This is a genomic window from Asaia sp. As-1742 (assembly GCF_011753235.1).
GTDB classification, from domain to species: domain Bacteria; phylum Pseudomonadota; class Alphaproteobacteria; order Acetobacterales; family Acetobacteraceae; genus Asaia; species Asaia bogorensis_B.
Map to the genome: position 1 here is coordinate 11,998 of NZ_VWWA01000006.1, position 15,841 is coordinate 27,838.

At 59.5% G+C, this 15,841-nt stretch carries 15 protein-coding genes; 13 read left to right on the forward strand and 2 right to left on the reverse strand.

Annotation, left to right across the window (positions count from 1 at the left end; translation table 11 throughout):
• Positions 1 to 65 precede the first annotated feature (65 nt).
• The 5 genes from F3J08_RS10625 (at position 66) to F3J08_RS10645 (ending at position 3,344) form a co-directional block, all read left to right on the forward strand.
• Positions 66 to 563, forward strand: coding sequence for an Hsp20 family protein (locus F3J08_RS10625; RefSeq protein WP_166929848.1), 498 nt, complete (start codon positions 66 to 68; stop codon positions 561 to 563).
• Positions 564 to 800: 237 nt separating this feature from the next.
• Positions 801 to 1,385, forward strand: coding sequence for a DUF1013 domain-containing protein (locus tag F3J08_RS10630; protein WP_122039647.1), 585 nt, complete (start codon positions 801 to 803; stop codon positions 1,383 to 1,385).
• Positions 1,386 to 1,461: 76 nt separating this feature from the next.
• On the forward strand, positions 1,462 to 1,662 hold the full coding sequence (locus F3J08_RS10635; protein WP_023978056.1) for a DUF465 domain-containing protein: 201 nt from the start codon (positions 1,462 to 1,464) through the stop codon (positions 1,660 to 1,662).
• Entirely contained in the window at positions 1,663 to 2,190 is a 528-nt protein-coding gene (gene purE, locus F3J08_RS10640) for a 5-(carboxyamino)imidazole ribonucleotide mutase (protein WP_166929850.1), read from the forward strand.
• The gene (locus F3J08_RS10645; RefSeq protein ID WP_166929852.1) at positions 2,187 to 3,344 is read left to right on the forward strand and encodes a 5-(carboxyamino)imidazole ribonucleotide synthase; all 1,158 of its coding nucleotides are present in this window, start codon (positions 2,187 to 2,189) and stop codon (positions 3,342 to 3,344) included. The genes purE and F3J08_RS10645 overlap by 4 nt, the downstream gene beginning before the upstream one ends.
• On the opposite strand, the gene F3J08_RS10650 is transcribed toward F3J08_RS10645, so the two are convergent.
• Positions 3,345 to 4,094, reverse strand: coding sequence for a RadC family protein (locus F3J08_RS10650; protein ID WP_240149289.1), 750 nt, complete (start codon positions 4,092 to 4,094; stop codon positions 3,345 to 3,347).
• Positions 4,095 to 4,126: 32 nt separating this feature from the next.
• On the opposite strand from F3J08_RS10650, the gene F3J08_RS10655 reads away from it, so the two are divergent.
• Positions 4,127 to 4,822: an HAD hydrolase-like protein gene (locus F3J08_RS10655; protein WP_166929854.1), complete on the forward strand. Its 696-nt coding sequence runs from the start codon at positions 4,127 to 4,129 to the stop codon at positions 4,820 to 4,822.
• Between the two features lie 28 nt (positions 4,823 to 4,850).
• Here F3J08_RS10655 and F3J08_RS10660 read toward each other — a convergent pair whose 3' ends face one another.
• A complete protein-coding gene (locus F3J08_RS10660) occupies positions 4,851 to 5,585 on the reverse strand; it encodes a RadC family protein (RefSeq protein ID WP_240149290.1) in 735 nt (244 codons plus the stop codon).
• On the opposite strand from F3J08_RS10660, the gene F3J08_RS10665 reads away from it, so the two are divergent.
• The 7 genes from F3J08_RS10665 to F3J08_RS10695 all read left to right on the forward strand — a co-directional run bounded on the left by F3J08_RS10665 (position 5,577) and on the right by F3J08_RS10695 (position 15,714).
• Positions 5,577 to 7,805 (forward strand): UvrD-helicase domain-containing protein, encoded by a 2,229-nt coding sequence (locus F3J08_RS10665; RefSeq protein ID WP_166929856.1) that lies wholly within the window; start codon positions 5,577 to 5,579, stop codon positions 7,803 to 7,805. The two genes, F3J08_RS10660 and F3J08_RS10665, sit on opposite strands and share 9 nt — an antisense overlap.
• Positions 7,802 to 8,698: a 50S ribosomal protein L11 methyltransferase gene (locus tag F3J08_RS10670; RefSeq protein WP_062164606.1), complete on the forward strand. Its 897-nt coding sequence runs from the start codon at positions 7,802 to 7,804 to the stop codon at positions 8,696 to 8,698. The genes F3J08_RS10665 and F3J08_RS10670 overlap by 4 nt, the downstream gene beginning before the upstream one ends.
• A complete protein-coding gene (locus F3J08_RS10675; RefSeq protein ID WP_166929858.1) occupies positions 8,691 to 9,257 on the forward strand; it encodes a GNAT family N-acetyltransferase in 567 nt (188 codons plus the stop codon). The genes F3J08_RS10670 and F3J08_RS10675 overlap by 8 nt, the downstream gene beginning before the upstream one ends.
• 70 nt (positions 9,258 to 9,327) lie before the next feature.
• Positions 9,328 to 11,097, forward strand: a complete 1,770-nt coding sequence (locus tag F3J08_RS10680; protein WP_166929860.1) for an aminopeptidase P family protein — start codon at positions 9,328 to 9,330, stop codon at positions 11,095 to 11,097.
• A gap of 16 nt (positions 11,098 to 11,113) precedes the next feature.
• Entirely contained in the window at positions 11,114 to 12,136 is a 1,023-nt protein-coding gene (locus tag F3J08_RS10685) for an isocitrate/isopropylmalate dehydrogenase family protein (RefSeq protein WP_122039639.1), read from the forward strand.
• A gap of 474 nt (positions 12,137 to 12,610) precedes the next feature.
• Positions 12,611 to 13,783, forward strand: coding sequence for an iron-containing alcohol dehydrogenase (locus tag F3J08_RS10690; protein ID WP_122039638.1), 1,173 nt, complete (start codon positions 12,611 to 12,613; stop codon positions 13,781 to 13,783).
• Between the two features lie 533 nt (positions 13,784 to 14,316).
• Positions 14,317 to 15,714 (forward strand): aldehyde dehydrogenase family protein, encoded by a 1,398-nt coding sequence (locus F3J08_RS10695; RefSeq protein WP_166929862.1) that lies wholly within the window; start codon positions 14,317 to 14,319, stop codon positions 15,712 to 15,714.
• Positions 15,715 to 15,841: the final 127 nt, after the last annotated feature.

Consider the following 15,841-nt stretch of genomic DNA (forward strand, 5'->3'; position numbering starts at 1 on the left):
CTTCATGTTTCTGTGCCGGCCCATGCGGAGGCGCAGTATCGGATCTGCCTTGAAGGAGGTTCTTCATGTCTTACGATTTCGCACCACTTTTCCGCTCGGCGATCGGTTTTGACCGTCTTGCCCGTCTGGTTGATGATGCCGTGTCCAATGCGCCGGCCCATGCCAGCTATCCCCCGTACAACATAGAAAAATCAGCCGAGGATGTTTATCAGGTCACCATGGCGCTGGCCGGGTTTGGTCCTGAGGATGTCGAAGTGTACCTCGCCGAGAACCAGCTGATCATCAAGGGCCATGTCCCCCGCAAGACTACAGCCGGAGAGTTGCTCCACCGTGGTATTGCGACCCGGGCATTCGAACGGCGCTTTGCGCTCGCCGATCATATCGAGGTCAGTGGCGCAGAGCTGGTGAATGGACTGCTGACCATTTCCGTGCGGCAAGTCACCCCCGAAGCGCTCAAGCCGCGCCGTATTCCGATCTCGCAGGGTATGCCAGCCTCAGACAGCGCCAAAGCCTCCGGAATGACAGTAGCCTCCGGCCCCCTTCCGGTCAGCCACGCGGCCTGACGCCAGCCTGGCCCGTCGCCCCGCACAAGGGATGACGTAGCGGCAAGGTCGTGCGGCATCCGGGTTTTTTGCCAATAATGCGCGCAGGGGCTTGACCCCTGCCGCTCTCGCAGACCATATCAGCGCAGACTTTGCTATGCATCCAGCAGGTGCCGCGCAGATCTCCCCGGTACGCCGGGTAAGGACATTCAAATCGGTGCCTGCTGGAGCGATGCTCCTCACGCAGGATGGACCGAGATGACCTTGCCGCTTATGCCGAAAGCCACCGCAGTATGGCTGATCGACAAAACCGCCCTCACCTTCACGCAGATTGCCGAATTCTGCGGCATGCATCCGCTTGAGGTGCAGGCCATCGCTGATGGCGAGGTTGCTGCGGGCATCAATGGCTATGACCCGGTCAAGAACAACCAGCTGACGCAGGAACAGATCACCCGTTGCGAAGGCAACCCGGATCTGCGCCTCAAGCTTTCCGCCAAGGCCAACCCGGTTGCCCGTCGCGCCAAGGGCGCACGCTACACCCCGATCGCGCGCCGCAATGACCGCCCGGATGCCATCGCGTTCGTGCTGCGCCAGTTCCCCCAGCTTTCGGAACTCCAGATCATCAAGCTGCTGGGCACGACCAAGGATACCATCGCCAAGGTGCGTGACCGCCAGCATTGGAACAGCGCCAATATCAAGCCGCGCGATCCGGTGATCCTGGGCCTGTGCAGCCAGACGGATCTTAACGCTGCGGTGCAGGCCGCCAATGAGCGCCTCGCCCGTGAAGGCCATTCCGTGCCCGTCGTCGCAGAAATGTCAGAGTTTGACGACACAGAGAACTAAGTAGGGATAGCGCCGGCCATTAACCCTGTTGTAGGATTTCGCGGGTAGTGGCTGAAATGAAAGCGGAAAGAACCTGATGCTCGTTGATCATGAAGTCATGCTCCGCCGTCTGCATGAACTGCGCAGCGAGCATCGCGACCTCGATACGGTGATCGATCGTCTCGTCCAGCATCCGCTCAATCAGTTGCAGCTTCAGCGCCTCAAAAAGCGCAAGCTGCTTCTGAAGGACGAAATCAACTTTATCGAGAACCGCCTTATACCGGATGATATTGCCTGAATGAGCGAAGACCTCGATCTATACAGCCAGACAACCGATCTGGCCCAGACGCCTCGCGTTGGTATTATCATGGGAAGCCAGTCGGACTGGTCGACCATGAATTTTGCCGCCGATAAGCTGACAGAGCTCGATATCAGCTTCGAAACGCGCATTGTTTCCGCCCATCGCACCCCTGACAGACTGGCTGAATACGCCCGTAGCGCCCGGGGGCGTGGTCTTCAGGTCATCATCGCTGGGGCTGGCGGTGCAGCCCATTTGCCTGGCATGGTTTCGGCCTGGACCACACTTCCGGTTTTAGGTGTGCCTGTAGAGTCTCATGCCCTCAAGGGCATGGACTCCCTTTTGTCGATCGTCCAGATGCCGGGCGGCGTGCCGGTTGGTACGCTCGCCATTGGCAAGGCTGGCGCCATCAATGCAGCGTTGCTTGCTGCGTCTATCCTGTCCCTGCAGGATGAAGGTGTCAGGGCACGTCTGGATACATGGCGCGCCATGCAGACAGCCTCTGTAGCCGACACCCCTGAAGCATGAAGGTTACAGCGCTCCCTCCGGGATCGACAATCGGCATCATCGGTGGCGGTCAGCTTGGACGGATGTCTGCGGTTGCAGCCTCCCGTCTGGGCTATCACGTGCATATCCTGAGCGCCGAGGCTGATCCGCCAGCGCAGGAAACGGCACAGCGCGTGACCGTGGGGGCTTACGACGATGAGGCTGTTCTGAGGGACTTTGCTCAGAGCGTCGATGTCATCACCTTCGAATTCGAAAACATCTCCGCAGCTGGTCTGGACCTGCTCTCCTCGCTCTGCCCCGTGCATCCTGCGGGATCTGTTCTCGCCGTCAGCCAGGATCGTATTCTCGAAAAGACCTTCCTTGGCGACAGTGCTATCCCGGTAGCGCCCTGGATTTCAGTCCCGGACGACGCATCGCTCGAAAGAGCGGCTTCCACCTTGGGATTTCCCTTCCTGCTCAAGACCACCCGGTTTGGCTATGACGGCAAGGGCCAGTTCCGCGTCGCTGATCAGGCCGCACTCGATGCGCTTGATCGCGATCTACCCTTCCCGCTCATTGCCGAGGGGTTTGTGGATTTCGAGCGTGAACTGAGCGTAATGGTCGCCCGCAACGCGAGTGGTGCCACTAAGTGCTTTGCCGTGACAGAGAACCAGCACAGGGATGGTATTCTCGATATCAGTCTGGCACCGGCACGTATTTCTGTGGCTCTGGCCGAACAGGCTCAGGCGCTGGCAAGCCGCATGGCGACTACACTCGATCTGGTTGGCATTCTTGGCGTCGAGATGTTTGTCTCGGCTAAGGGTGAGCTTCTGGTTAACGAGATTGCGCCCCGCCCGCATAATTCAGGGCACTGGACGATGGATGCCTGTCTGATCGATCAGTTCGAGATGCACATCCGCGCTGTGGCAGGCCTACCCCTTCCCGACCCCTATCGCCACAGTGATGCAGTCATGAAAAACCTTATCGGTCAGGAAGGCATGAATGTGTGTGATACAGTTCTCGCCGGCACCGGGCTGGCCTTGCATCTCTACGGCAAGAGCGCGTGCCGCGAAGGGCGCAAAATGGGCCATGTGAATGCCCTTTTTCCGCTTGGGGCGCTTCCAGGTCCGTTCGGCGTCGCAGCACGCTTCGACGCGGCACTCGGCATCAAAAGCCAGCCCGAGCACGAAGTCTGATCAGCGCTCACTCATCAGTCCGAGTTCCCTGAAGCTCGAATAGCTGCCATTGCCGATGATGATGTGATCGGCAATGCGCACTTCAATCAAAGCTGCAGCACGTTGCGTGTCCCGTGTCATGGCAATATCACCCTCGGATGGGGTGGGATCACCACTTGGGTGATTATGAACGAGCACAATGCTTTTTGCCCCGATCTCCATGGCACGTCGTGCAACCTCCCGCGGATAGACAGGCGTATGGTTGACCGTACCCCGTGTCTGTGCCTCATCCGCCAGGAGACAGTTCCGTTCGTCCAGAAACAGAATACGGAATTGCTCGATGGGTTCGCGTGCGAGGCGGGATTTCAGATAATCGAGCATTGATCGAGGATTGGAGAGGATATCTCCCTCGCCCATTCTTGCCCGGCTGACCCGTATGGCAGCCTCATGAAGAAGAGCGAACGTGCAGATAAGGGACCGGTTCAGTGAAACAATGCCTGTGAGGGTGCGCTGCTCCGATGAAAACATGGCTGCGAGCGATCCGAAACGCATCAACATGTTCTCGCAAAAAGATGTGCGTTCATTGATCGGGACGCCAGCGCCTTCGCAAAAAAGGCGCAGCAAGGCCTCATCCGACAATACGGGCCCTTGTCCGCCAGCCAAGGCCATGTGAGGTAGTTCCATCGAGCCGAACGCAGCCTGTGCGGTTTCAAGGTGTTGCATACCCGATCTCACATCCACGTCGCTATGCTTGTGGATTACTTCTTTCAACGGCATCTCCGCCAAGACCAATCGAGTGATGTATGTCAGAATTCGACCAATATACGAGCGAACATTCCATCTTATTGGACCTTGACGGCACAATTATCGACTCACGTATCGGGATCATCGACACGCTACACGGAGTCGTGCGGGCGCTTGGCCATGAGCCTGATCTTTCAATCGACCTCACATGGGTTGTCGGCCCTCCGCTGGCCGAACTGATGGAGGAGGTCATTCGTGTCTATGGCGATAGCAGGGTTGAAAAGGCGGTAGCGCTGTACCGTACGCTTTATGATAAAAAGGGCAGGTTCCAGACACCTGTATTCCCGCACATGGCCAACCTCTTGCGTACTCTCGCGCGTTCGCCGGTCAGGATCTTCACAGCAACCTCCAAACCAGCCTCCCTTGCGCGCGAAATACTGCGTCAGCACGGCCTTGACGAATGCTTCGACCGTGTTCACGGCGCTGCTGATGATGATAGCGGCGGCGAGAAACCGGAGATGATCGCCCGTATTCTGCAGCAGGAGGGACTATCTCCTGCCCGTACGCTCATGGTTGGCGACCGGCGATTCGATATTTCTGGAGCCCATGCCAACCGCCTGCGCGCTCTTGGGGTGTTGTGGGGCTATGGCGGAGAGGCTGAGCTGACAGAGGCAGGAGCCGATCTTCTTGTCGTTTCGCCCGGCGATCTGACACCTGCCCTGCACAGCCAGTTTGCAGCGCTTGCCCGCCTCTGATGGGCGGGCAAGGCTCGCATGGAGTGGCCTAGAAGAACCCTTTCTGTCTCAGACTCAAAGGGGGACGCTTCTCTGTTACAACCACAACGTCATGAACGATCATGGCAAGCGCGCCGGCCTCCAGGCTCAGGCGCTCGGCAAAGTGACGCAGGGGCGATGTCGCGGCATGGAACGCGGTCAGTGTTTTCTGAACACCGATGAAGGAAACAGCCTGAAGCGCCAGAGCCCTGCGAAAAATTGGTGCGGTCGTGGAAAAATCATCGACCGGTTCGTCGGCCAGCAATCGGTTGCGATTATCCAGATAAAGCAGCCGGAACTGCTCAGGCACAGCGCTCGCCATCACCCCTGAGAGATAGGTACAAAGCTGGTCCCAGCTCCCGAGACGGGGACGCAACCGGTCTTCTGCAAGAGCCAGACGATCGGCGAGTACCGGGGGGAAACGCAAAAGCAGCAGTGCCTTATCACTCACGCCCAGCGACCTCAATTCCTGGGCCGGGGCAGCGAAGACGGCAGAAAGACTCCCAAATCGTTGCAGGAGCGCCTTGGCAAGGGGTTTGGTATCGCGTCGGGGTATGCTGCTGAAAAGCAGCATCTCCAGAATCTCGTAATCGGCCAGTGTGTCAGCCCCTGCGCTCATCACGCGATGACGCATGCGCTCGCGATGCCCGTGCGGCCCCACACCGCGAAGCAGGTTCTTGCTTTCAGGCGAAAATGAGCAATTGGCCATAGGCGCATTACATTCTATATCGGTCGGGTGACGCAATCCCTCATTCCATCCCCCTCGCCTGATTATCTTGAACGCCTCAATCCCGAGCAACGGGAGGCCATTGAGACGACGGAGGGCCCGCTTCTGATCCTGGCTGGGGCGGGAACGGGCAAGACACGCGTTTTGACCACGCGCTTTGCCCATATCCTGCTCGATGGCCGCGCGCGGCCCTACCAGATTCTGGCGGTTACCTTCACCAACAAGGCTGCCCGTGAAATGCGCGAGCGTGTGGGTGCCCTGCTGGGTGAGACTGTAGAAGGGCTGTGGCTGGGCACATTCCATGCCCTGTGCGCGCGGATGCTGCGCCGTCATGCTGAATATGTCGGGCTGACCACTGGTTTTACGATCCTCGATACCGACGATCAACTTCGGCTCGTGCGTCAAATCATGGAGCCGTTCCGCCTCGATACGAAACGCTGGCCACCTCAGGCTTTGCTAGGCATTTTTCAGCGCTGGAAAGATCGCGGCTTAACGCCCGAGCAGGTGACGGCAGCCGAGGATACGGATTTTGCAGGAGGACAGGCGCGCAAGCTCTACGCCGCCTATCAGGACCGGCTCAAGGCGGTCAATGCCTGTGACTTTGGCGATCTCATGCTGCATACGCTTGAGATCCTGCGCACACAGCCAGACGTTCTGGCCCAGTATCACCGGCTGTTCCGCTATATCCTGGTCGATGAGTATCAGGACACCAATACGATCCAGTACCTCTGGCTGCGTCTGCTGGCCAAGCGCGAGCACGGACCGGCCAATATCGCCTGCGTGGGTGACGACGATCAGTCGATCTATTCATGGCGTGGTGCCGAGGTGGAAAACATCCTGCGCTTCGAAAAGGATTTCCCCGGCGCGAAGATCGTCCGCCTCGAGCGTAACTACCGTTCAACAGCCCAGATCCTTGCTGCGGCCTCCGGGCTGATCGCTCATAACTCAGGCCGTCTGGGCAAGACACTTCGGCCCGGTCGCGAGGACGCACAGGGCGAGAAGCTGCAGATCATCAGCGCATGGGATTCCGACGAGGAAGCCCGTATCGCTGCCGGGGCCATCGAGCGGCTGCGCAGTGAGGGACATCCGCTTTCCCAGATTGCCATTCTGATGCGAGCGGGCTTTCAGACACGCCCCTTTGAAGAACGTTTCCTGACACTTGGCCTGCCTTATCGCGTGGTCGGTGGCTTGCGCTTCTACGAGCGTGCCGAGATACGCGATGCCATGGCGTATATGCGTGTGCTGGCCCAGCCCGCCGATGATCTCGCCTTTGAGCGGATCATCAATGTGCCAAAGCGGGGCGTGGGTGCCGCCGGGTTGCAGAAGCTTCATCATGAGGCGCGCAGCCTGAATGCGCCGCTGAGTGTCGGCGTTGCTCATGCCCTCGACACCGGCCTGGTGAAAGGCAAGGGTCGCGAAGCCCTTTCAGGCCTCATGGAGGCCTTTGCCCGCGCCCGCGAAACCCGTGAGAGCGAGGGCCATGTGGTTGCCATGGAGCAATTGCTGGAGGAAAGCGGCTACCTGCCGATGTGGCGCGACGATAAATCGCCCGAAGCCCCAGGGCGGCTCGACAATATCAAGGAATTGCTTAGGGCCATCGGTGATTTCGGCACGCTTGAAGGCTTTCTCGAGCACGTGGCTCTGGTCACCGAGACCGAGGACAAGGCAAGTGCTGACACGGTCAGCCTTATGACCCTGCATGGGGCCAAGGGGCTGGAGTTCGACACCGTGTTCCTTCCCGGCTGGGAGGAGGGGGTGTTTCCCTCACAGCGCAGCCTCGATGAAGGTGGTCTCAAGAGCCTCGAGGAAGAACGCAGGCTGGCTTATGTCGGGATTACCCGCGCCAGAAAACGGGCGATCATCATTCATGCCGCCCGTCGGCGCATCTATGCCAACTGGCAGGATTCCATGCCCAGCCGCTTCATCGATGAGATTCCTGCGGAAACGGTCGAGCATAGTGGACAGGCCATGCAGGAGCGCCGTCAGGCTGCCGCGCAGACATCCATCTTTGCATCGGGCCCGTTGAGCAGCACGCAAGGGCGTTTCCGCACACCTGCCCCCCGCGTGACAGATGTGCGCCCCGATGCCTCACACGGAATTGCCTCGGGCGCACGCGTGTTCCATCAGAAATTCGGCTATGGCACCGTGCTCGGTGTCGAATCCGACCGATTGCATATCAACTTCGAGAAGGCAGGCGAAAAACGCATCATGGCCCATTTTGTGGAACAGGTCTCGTGAGCGCATCCAGACGACACGCTTCGGCGCTTGAAACCATCTCCGTCACCGTCGCTGATGAGGCCGTGCCGCTTTTCGAACAGGCCTTTCTGACCGTTTGCACCACGGTTGGCATTTTCGAGGCCAATGAGGACCAGAACATCTGGCGCGTCGAGGGCGTGAAGGATGTGGGCCATGCTGAAGAGGAGCTTGCCCGCGCCCTGACATTGGCGCGCCTCATGACCGGCGTGGACGCCGAGCTTGTGCGCGAGCGCACCGAGGCAGAAGGCTGGCTTGCCCGCACCTATGAAGCCTTTCCGCAGCAGGATGTCGGACGGCGCTTCGCCATTCGGGGTACCCACCTCACCCCCAGCCACAAGCGTGATCGTCTGACCATCACGCTGGATGCAGGTATCGCATTTGGGTCAGGCGAGCATGGTTCCACCCGTGGCTGCCTGCGAGCACTCGAAGACATGGCCTGGCGCAAACCGGCCCGTATTCTCGATATGGGCTGCGGGTCGGGCATTCTGGCCATGGCGGCGGCACGTCTTTTCAACAAGCGTATCCTTGCCGTGGATATTGAGCCCTGGTCGGTCCGGGTGGCCGCAAGCAACGCGAAGCTCAACGGCATTGGCCCACTGATCGATGCCCGCCTGGGCAATGGCTGGCTGACACCGGCGGTTCGTGCCAAGGCCCCTTACGATCTCGTCTTCGCCAATATCCTGGCACGCCCGCTCTGCAAGATGGCGCGTGATCTTGGTAGCCATCTTGCCCCGGGGGGGACGGTCATTCTTGCCGGCCTGTTGACGACCCAGGCCCGTATGGTGCTGGCCGCGCACAGGCGCCAGGGACTGGTGCTCGAGAAGCAGTACTACGAAGGCGAGTGGTCCACGCTGGTTCTGCGCCGCCGTGACTGAACTCCGCGACGCGACCGAAAACGACCTGCCCGCCATTCTCGCCATCACCAATGATGCCATCGCGACTTCCGAGGCGATATGGGCAACGTCGCCGCGCAGCTTGGAAGAGCGACGCGGCTGGATGGCCGATCGCAAGGCTGCCGGCTTTCCGGTTATCGTGGCTGTGGAAGACGGGACCATCCTCGGCTTCGCCTCCTACGGGCCGTTTCGCGTCTATGAAGGCTATGCCCGCACGGTGGAACATTCCATTTATGTGGCACGTGCAGCGCAGCGCAAAGGTATTGGTCGCATGCTGCTTGAGGCCATAACCGCTCACGCAGAACACGCGGGGATGCATGTGCTGATCGGGGCCATTACTGCCAGCAATACCGCCTCGATCGCGCTTCATCGCGCAGCAGGATTCAGCGAGAGCACGCCCCTTCCCCAAATGGGTTTCAAGTTTGGTCGCTGGCTGGATCTGGTCTTCATGTATCGTCTTTTTGAGGAAGATGGGCATTCAGGACTGATGCAGGACACGCCGTCGCCCGGCAGCGACACGGTCCCGCCTCACCCGGTCTAAGCACGCCGGAACCCCGTTACAAACGTCCCGCAATGCCCTGCTTACAGGGCCCGAGATGAAAGAAAACGCCATGAGCCTCATCCCTCTCGACAAACGTCAGGCACTTGTCCGACATGAACTCGATGCAAGCGGGGTGGATGGCTTTCTGCTGCCGCGTGGGGACGAATTTCTGGGTGAATATGTAGCCCCTTGCGCCGAGCGGCTGGCCTGGCTGACCGGATTTACCGGTAGCGCAGGACTTGCCATCATCCTGCGCGAGACCGCTGCAGTGTTTTCCGATGGCCGCTATACCAGCCAGTTGCAGGATCAGGTCGATGGGGCGCAATGGGAGCGGCTGCATCTGACAAAACAGCCAGCAGCGGAGTGGCTCGCCCATAATGCGCGGGGTCTCAAAATCGGGTATGATCCCAAACTGGTGGGTGAGGCACAACTCAATACCCTGACTTCAGCCGATTACAGCTTTGTTGCACTCGATCGCAATCCGGTTGATGCCGTCTGGGCCGATCAACCAGCGCCGCCCGAGAGTGCCGTGCAGTATCACCCGGAGGCCTTCAGCGGCGAAGGCAGCCTGTCCAAACGCCGCAAGATTGGCGGCGCGCTGCGCAAGGCAGGCCAGGAAGCCATGCTGGTCTGTGATCCGACATCGCTCGCCTGGCTGTTGAACATCCGCGGAGATGACGTTCCCAATACGCCGGTCATTCTCGCCTTCGGCATCCTGCATCAGGATGCCTCCTTGGAAGTGTTCGTCGATATCAGCCGCGTCAGCCCGGATGCGGCCATCTCGTTCCGCAATGTATCTGTCCTGCCTCCCGAGGAGCTTCAGGACCGTCTGAAGGCGCTTTCCGGTCAGGTCGTTCGCTTCGATCCGGCCCAGACATCGCTCTGGTTCATCCAGACACTCGCTGAGGCAGGAGCAACGCTGGCGCGTGGCAACGATCTCTGTGCCCTGCCCCGTGCGTGCAAGAACGCTACCGAGCAGGAAGGCGCGCGCAAGGTGCATCTGCCCGATTCAGCCGCGCTTTGCCGCTTCCTCCACTTCGTCTCCCGCGAAGGCACGGGGCTGCGCGAAACCATGCTCGCCGAAATCCTCAACGGGTTTCGCGGTGCTTCAGAGAGCTATCATGGGGAAAGCTTCCCGGCGATTTCGGCTGTCGGCCCCAATGCTGCCCTGCCGCATTATCGCGCCCTGCCCGGTCAGGATCTGATCCTGCAGCCCAATCAGGTCTATCTGATTGATAGCGGGGGCCAGTATGATGCCGGCACCACAGACGTGACACGCACGATCTGGAATGGTCCCGATGCGCCCCCCGCAGCGTTATGCGAAGCCTTTACCCGTGTGCTCAAGGGTAACATCCTTCTCGCCCGCGCCCGCTTCCCTCAGGGCACGACGGGGCATCGGCTCGACGCTCTGGCACGCTATGCGCTCTGGCAGGCCGGGCTCGATTATGACCACGGTACAGGGCATGGCATCGGCAGCTACCTCTCCGTCCATGAAGGGCCTCAGAACATCAGCTCTGTCGCCCGCCCTGTGGCGCTGGAAGAAGGCATGATCGTCTCTGACGAGCCGGGCTATTACCTGCCCGGTTCCTACGGCATCCGGCTGGAAAACCTGCTTCTGGTCAAGGCTGCATCAGTCGCAAGCCAGGCCCCCTTCCTCGAGTTCGAGGTACTTGGCTTCGCGCCGTTCGATCGGCGTCTGATCATGGCATCGTTACTGGAACCGGAAGAGCTGCGCTGGCTGAATACCTATCATCAGGATACGCTCGCCCATATCGGCCCGCTTCTGGACGAGGACGACCGGAACTGGCTTGTTGACGCCTGCGCGCCAATCACGAACTGAACAAAGGAAAGACAGAATGGCTGATCACATGATCCCCGCGACCCTTATCGAGGGTGATGGTATCGGGCCGGAAATCACCGCCTCTGTTGTCGAGATCCTGTCCAAGGTCGGTGCCCCGTTCGAATGGGACCATCAATCCGGCGGTCTTGGCGCCATTGAGAAGTTCGGCGCGCCGCTGCCACAGCCGACCCTCGACAGCATTCGCAAGACCGGCCTTGCTCTCAAGGGGCCGCTAACCACGCCGGTTGGTGCGGGTTTCAAATCCGTCAATGTGACGATGCGTCAGGAGTTTGGGCTCTACGCCAATCTGCGCCCGACGCGGACGGTCGTTCCGGGCGGCCGCTTCGACAAGGTGGATCTCGTGGTTGTGCGCGAGAACATCGAAGGGCTCTATGCTGCGATGGAGCATTATCTGCCCGTCGGTGACGACCCGAAGGGTCTGGCCTATGGCGCTGGTTTCAACTCGCGCGCAGAATGTGCGCGCATTGTGCGCTTCGCCTTCGATTACGCGGTGGCCAATGGCCGCAAAAAGGTCACGCTGGTTCACAAGGCCAATATCCTCAAGATCTTCAGCGGGATTTTCCTCGAGGAAGGTCGGAAGGTCGCCAAGGAATATGAAGGTCGTGTCGCTGTTGAGGAGCGCATCGTCGATGCCTGCGCCATGCAGCTCGTCACCGATCCCTGGCAGTACGACGTGATCGTCACGACGAATTTGTTTGGCGACATTCTCTCTGATCTCACTGCTGGTCTTGTCGGTGGTCTTGGCATGGCACCCGGTGCCAATATCGGCCCGGATGCTGCAATCTTCGAGGCGGTGCACGGCTCCGCCCCCGATATCGCCGGCAAGGGCGTTGCCAACCCGCTGGCCATGCTCATGGCTGCCAGCATGATGCTTGCTCATGTCGGTCGTCAGGACCTTTCCACACGTGTGGATCAGGCTATCGACCGCGTCATCCGCATTGATGGCGTGCGCACGCGTGATCTGGGTGGCGAGACAGGCACGGCCGAGCTGACAAAGGCACTTCTGGCGGCTCTCTGAGCTGCCATTTCTGCTGTTTTGCAGATCAGGATAGGCGCGGCGTTGAGCCGTGCCTACACCTCACGCCCTCATGATGCCTCTGCGCATAGGGGGAATCTACAGCTTATCTACTCAGCTGATTGAGATTGCGCTATGCGCACCAGCCCAAGCTGGCTGCTCATGCTTCCAGGCGTATCCACTCTGTTCGCACGGCCTTCCGCCCCTGCCCGAACTAACCGTGCTTCCCGTACCTTGTGGTTCGACCTTCAGCCTCTCTGCCATCACGCAATGGTATGGCCAGAACATAACAGACAGATAATTCTATACCATCGTAGTACTATTTGTAATTTATTGACTTCATGATCGAGTTTTATTGATCCTCTGTTGAGGAAGCCATAAATCTATTGGAACGTTTCGTAAGAAGAGCCGGATAAAACCGCTTATGCGGGATGAAATCCAGTCAATACGAACGTCTCTGGCATAAGGATCAGAAACATGGCGCATATTGCCCTTGCCGATCATACAGACAGCTTCTTCATTCCCTGCGTGACCCTCATTGGCCCCGGCTGCGCCAAGCAGGCCGGGGACCGGGCGAAAGCGCTTGGTGCCAGAAAGGCCCTGATTGTCACCGATGCTGGCCTGAAGAAAATGGGCGTGGCAGATATCATTTCGGGCTACCTGCTCGAGGATGGTCTGCAGACTGTCATTTTTGACGGTGCAGAGCCCAACCCGACCGACAAAAACGTGCATGACGGCGTCAAGATCTATCAGGATAATGGCTGCGATTTCATCGTTTCACTCGGCGGCGGTTCGGCCCATGATTGCGCCAAGGGCATTGGCCTGGTCACAGCGGGCGGTGGCAATATTCGGGACTACGAAGGCGTGGACAAATCAAAGGTTCCGATGACGCCGCTCATCGCGATCAACACCACGGCCGGCACAGCGTCTGAGATGACACGGTTCTGCATCATCACCAATTCACAGACCCACGTGAAAATGGCGATCGTCGATTGGCGTTGCACACCGCTGATCGCGATTGACGATCCGAACCTGATGGTGGCCATGCCGCCTGCCCTGACAGCTGCCACCGGTATGGATGCCCTCACCCATGCTATCGAGGCCTATGTTTCAACCGCTGCAACACCGATCACCGATGCCTGCGCCGAGAAGGCTATCAGCCTGATTGGCGAATTCCTGCCCAAGGCAGTGGGCAATGGTGAGAACATGGAAGCGCGCGTTGCCATGTGTTACGCGCAGTATCTGGCCGGCATGGCATTCAACAATGCCTCGCTGGGTTATGTGCATGCCATGGCGCATCAGCTGGGCGGTTTTTATAACCTGCCGCATGGCGTCTGTAACGCTGTGCTGTTGCCTCACGTCTGCCGCTTCAACCTCATCGCTGCCGCCGATCGGTATGCCCGCGTCGCACGCCTGCTTGGGGTACCGACCGATCTCATGAGCCGTGATGAGGCTGCCGAGGCTGCAATCGACGCCATCACCCAGATGGCCCGCTCGGTCGGTATTCCGTCGGGTCTCACCGCGCTCGGCGTCAAGGCGGAAGATCACAAGACGATGGCTGAAAACGCGCAGAAAGATGCCTGCATGCTCACCAATCCGCGCAAGGCGACCCTTGCCCAGATCATTGGCGTGTTTGAAGCCGCGATGTGAAAGTTCTTGAACGGAAGATGCTGGTCCAAGCGGCATCTTCCGGTTGCTCAGGTAAAGAGCCGGAGAGTCTGACGCGGCGTGGGAACAGGTCGCCACTCGCCTCCGGTTCCTGATCCGGAGAAGCCAGAGGGACCCGCCTTGAGCTCTCCCTCCCAACGGGACGAACCAGCAGGCGCGCTTATCTCCGCTCCTTCGAGCGCGCATCGAAAGCGCCTTTCAGCCAGCGTCATGATGCTTTGCATAGCATGTGTCTCCCGGGCAAGGCATCAGCCGCCATGCCGCGCACGAAGCGGGCACTGTCCCTCGAACGCTGGATCCGAGCAATGCGAGCACATGACAGCTGGCAGCTCAGGATCAGAGGGACGCCTCCGGTTGCCGGCATCACTGATGCTTCAATCTGCCCCAGCTCAATGGTTTTCCTGTTGTGGCTGGTGGGATGTGTCTCAGGCCCCGATGTAGAGATGCACAGGCTGAGTCAGGGAAACTGCGGCGATCAAGAAGGGTTAGCACTCGAGATATGAGCGGAACCCTTCATGAGCGACATCACGACCTCCTTCACGCGCAATTCTCACAGCCCGGCTGAGAGTCTCAAGGCCTCCGCCTCCTTGCACGGTGAAAGCGAGGACAAATCGAGCTCAACGTCGTCGCAGGAGGTTTGCCGGGACCTCAAGGCGATACAGCCCCGATGGGCAGCGGTGCCCCTGCGTGCGCGATTGAGGATGGTACGCCGGTTTAACAGGCTGATGCTCCTGAACGCGCCTAGCCTGATCCGTTTGATTGCCGATCATGCCCCGCTCGATGTCATGACAGCCGAGATTCTCCCGCTCATGGCCGCGTCGCGTTTCCTCTGCCGTGAGGCGTCATCTATGCTCAAGGAGACGCGGCTTGGCTGGTTGGGTCGCCCGCTCTGGCTGCACGGCGTCAAGACCTCTGTCGTGCGCAAGCCACTGGGGGCGGTCCTCATCCTGGCCCCCGGCAATTACCCGCTCATGCTCGCAGGAATACAGACGTTACAAGCGCTGGTGGCAGGTAACAGCGTCGCGCTGAAACCGGCACCCGGCCGGACTGAAGTCCTCCACCGTTTCTTAGTACTCCTCGAGCAGGCAGGTTTGCCGAAAGGGGTCGTGCAGCTGGTCGGTGAGGATAGCGGGCCACAGGCAGTCTCAAGCGGTTACGACCTGATCATCCTTACCGGCTCAGCTGAAACAGGCCGCAAGGTTGCGCTCGCAGCGGCGGAGACCCTGAAGCCCACCATCATGGAGCTATCCGGGGCAGACCCTGTCTTCGTCCTGCCCGATGCAGATCTTGCCCTCGTGGCACGAGCGCTGCATTTCGGGCAGACACTCAAAGGCGGGCATACGTGCATCGCACCCCGCAGGGTGTTCATCAACGAGGGGCAGAAGCGCCCCTTACAGCGTGAACTGTACCGCGTGTTCGGCGGTGAAGGGGATAACCCCGCGCCAGATCCTTCATCAAAGCTTGCGCAATTTCTCTGCTCGGCAAAAGCCGCCGGGGGAGAGGTCGTTGTCTATGGCAAGACACAGGTCATCTTCCTGAACGCCCATCAGGCGGGACTTGCTGATATCGATCTGTTCGCATCCTGGTTTGCAGTGATCACGACGCACTCAGTTGAGGAAGCGATCTGCCTTGAAGATGCGGCTACACACGCCCTCGGCGCCAGCATTTTCGGTAATGAACGTGAGGCTCTGGCGATCGCTAAGCGGATCCCGGCTGGAACGATCACCATCAATGACATCATCGTACCTAGTGCAGATCCGCGGCTGCCTTTTGGCGGGGCACGCAGGAGCGGTTTTGGTGTCACCCGCGGGCGCGAGGGCTTGCTGGCGCTCACCCGACCAGTCAGCATTTCGACACGCAAACGGGGCGCCTTTCACCTGTTGCCGCGGCTTCGCCAATGGCATGGCAGATAAAGATCGTTAACGACGAAACCTGATTGATCACGGTCCGTTGATGAAAAGGCCGGATGCATCTGCTCGGGCGACGCGCCGCAGGCGGACAACTTCCAAGCGAAATAACGGGGTGTGCGGCCTCGGGATC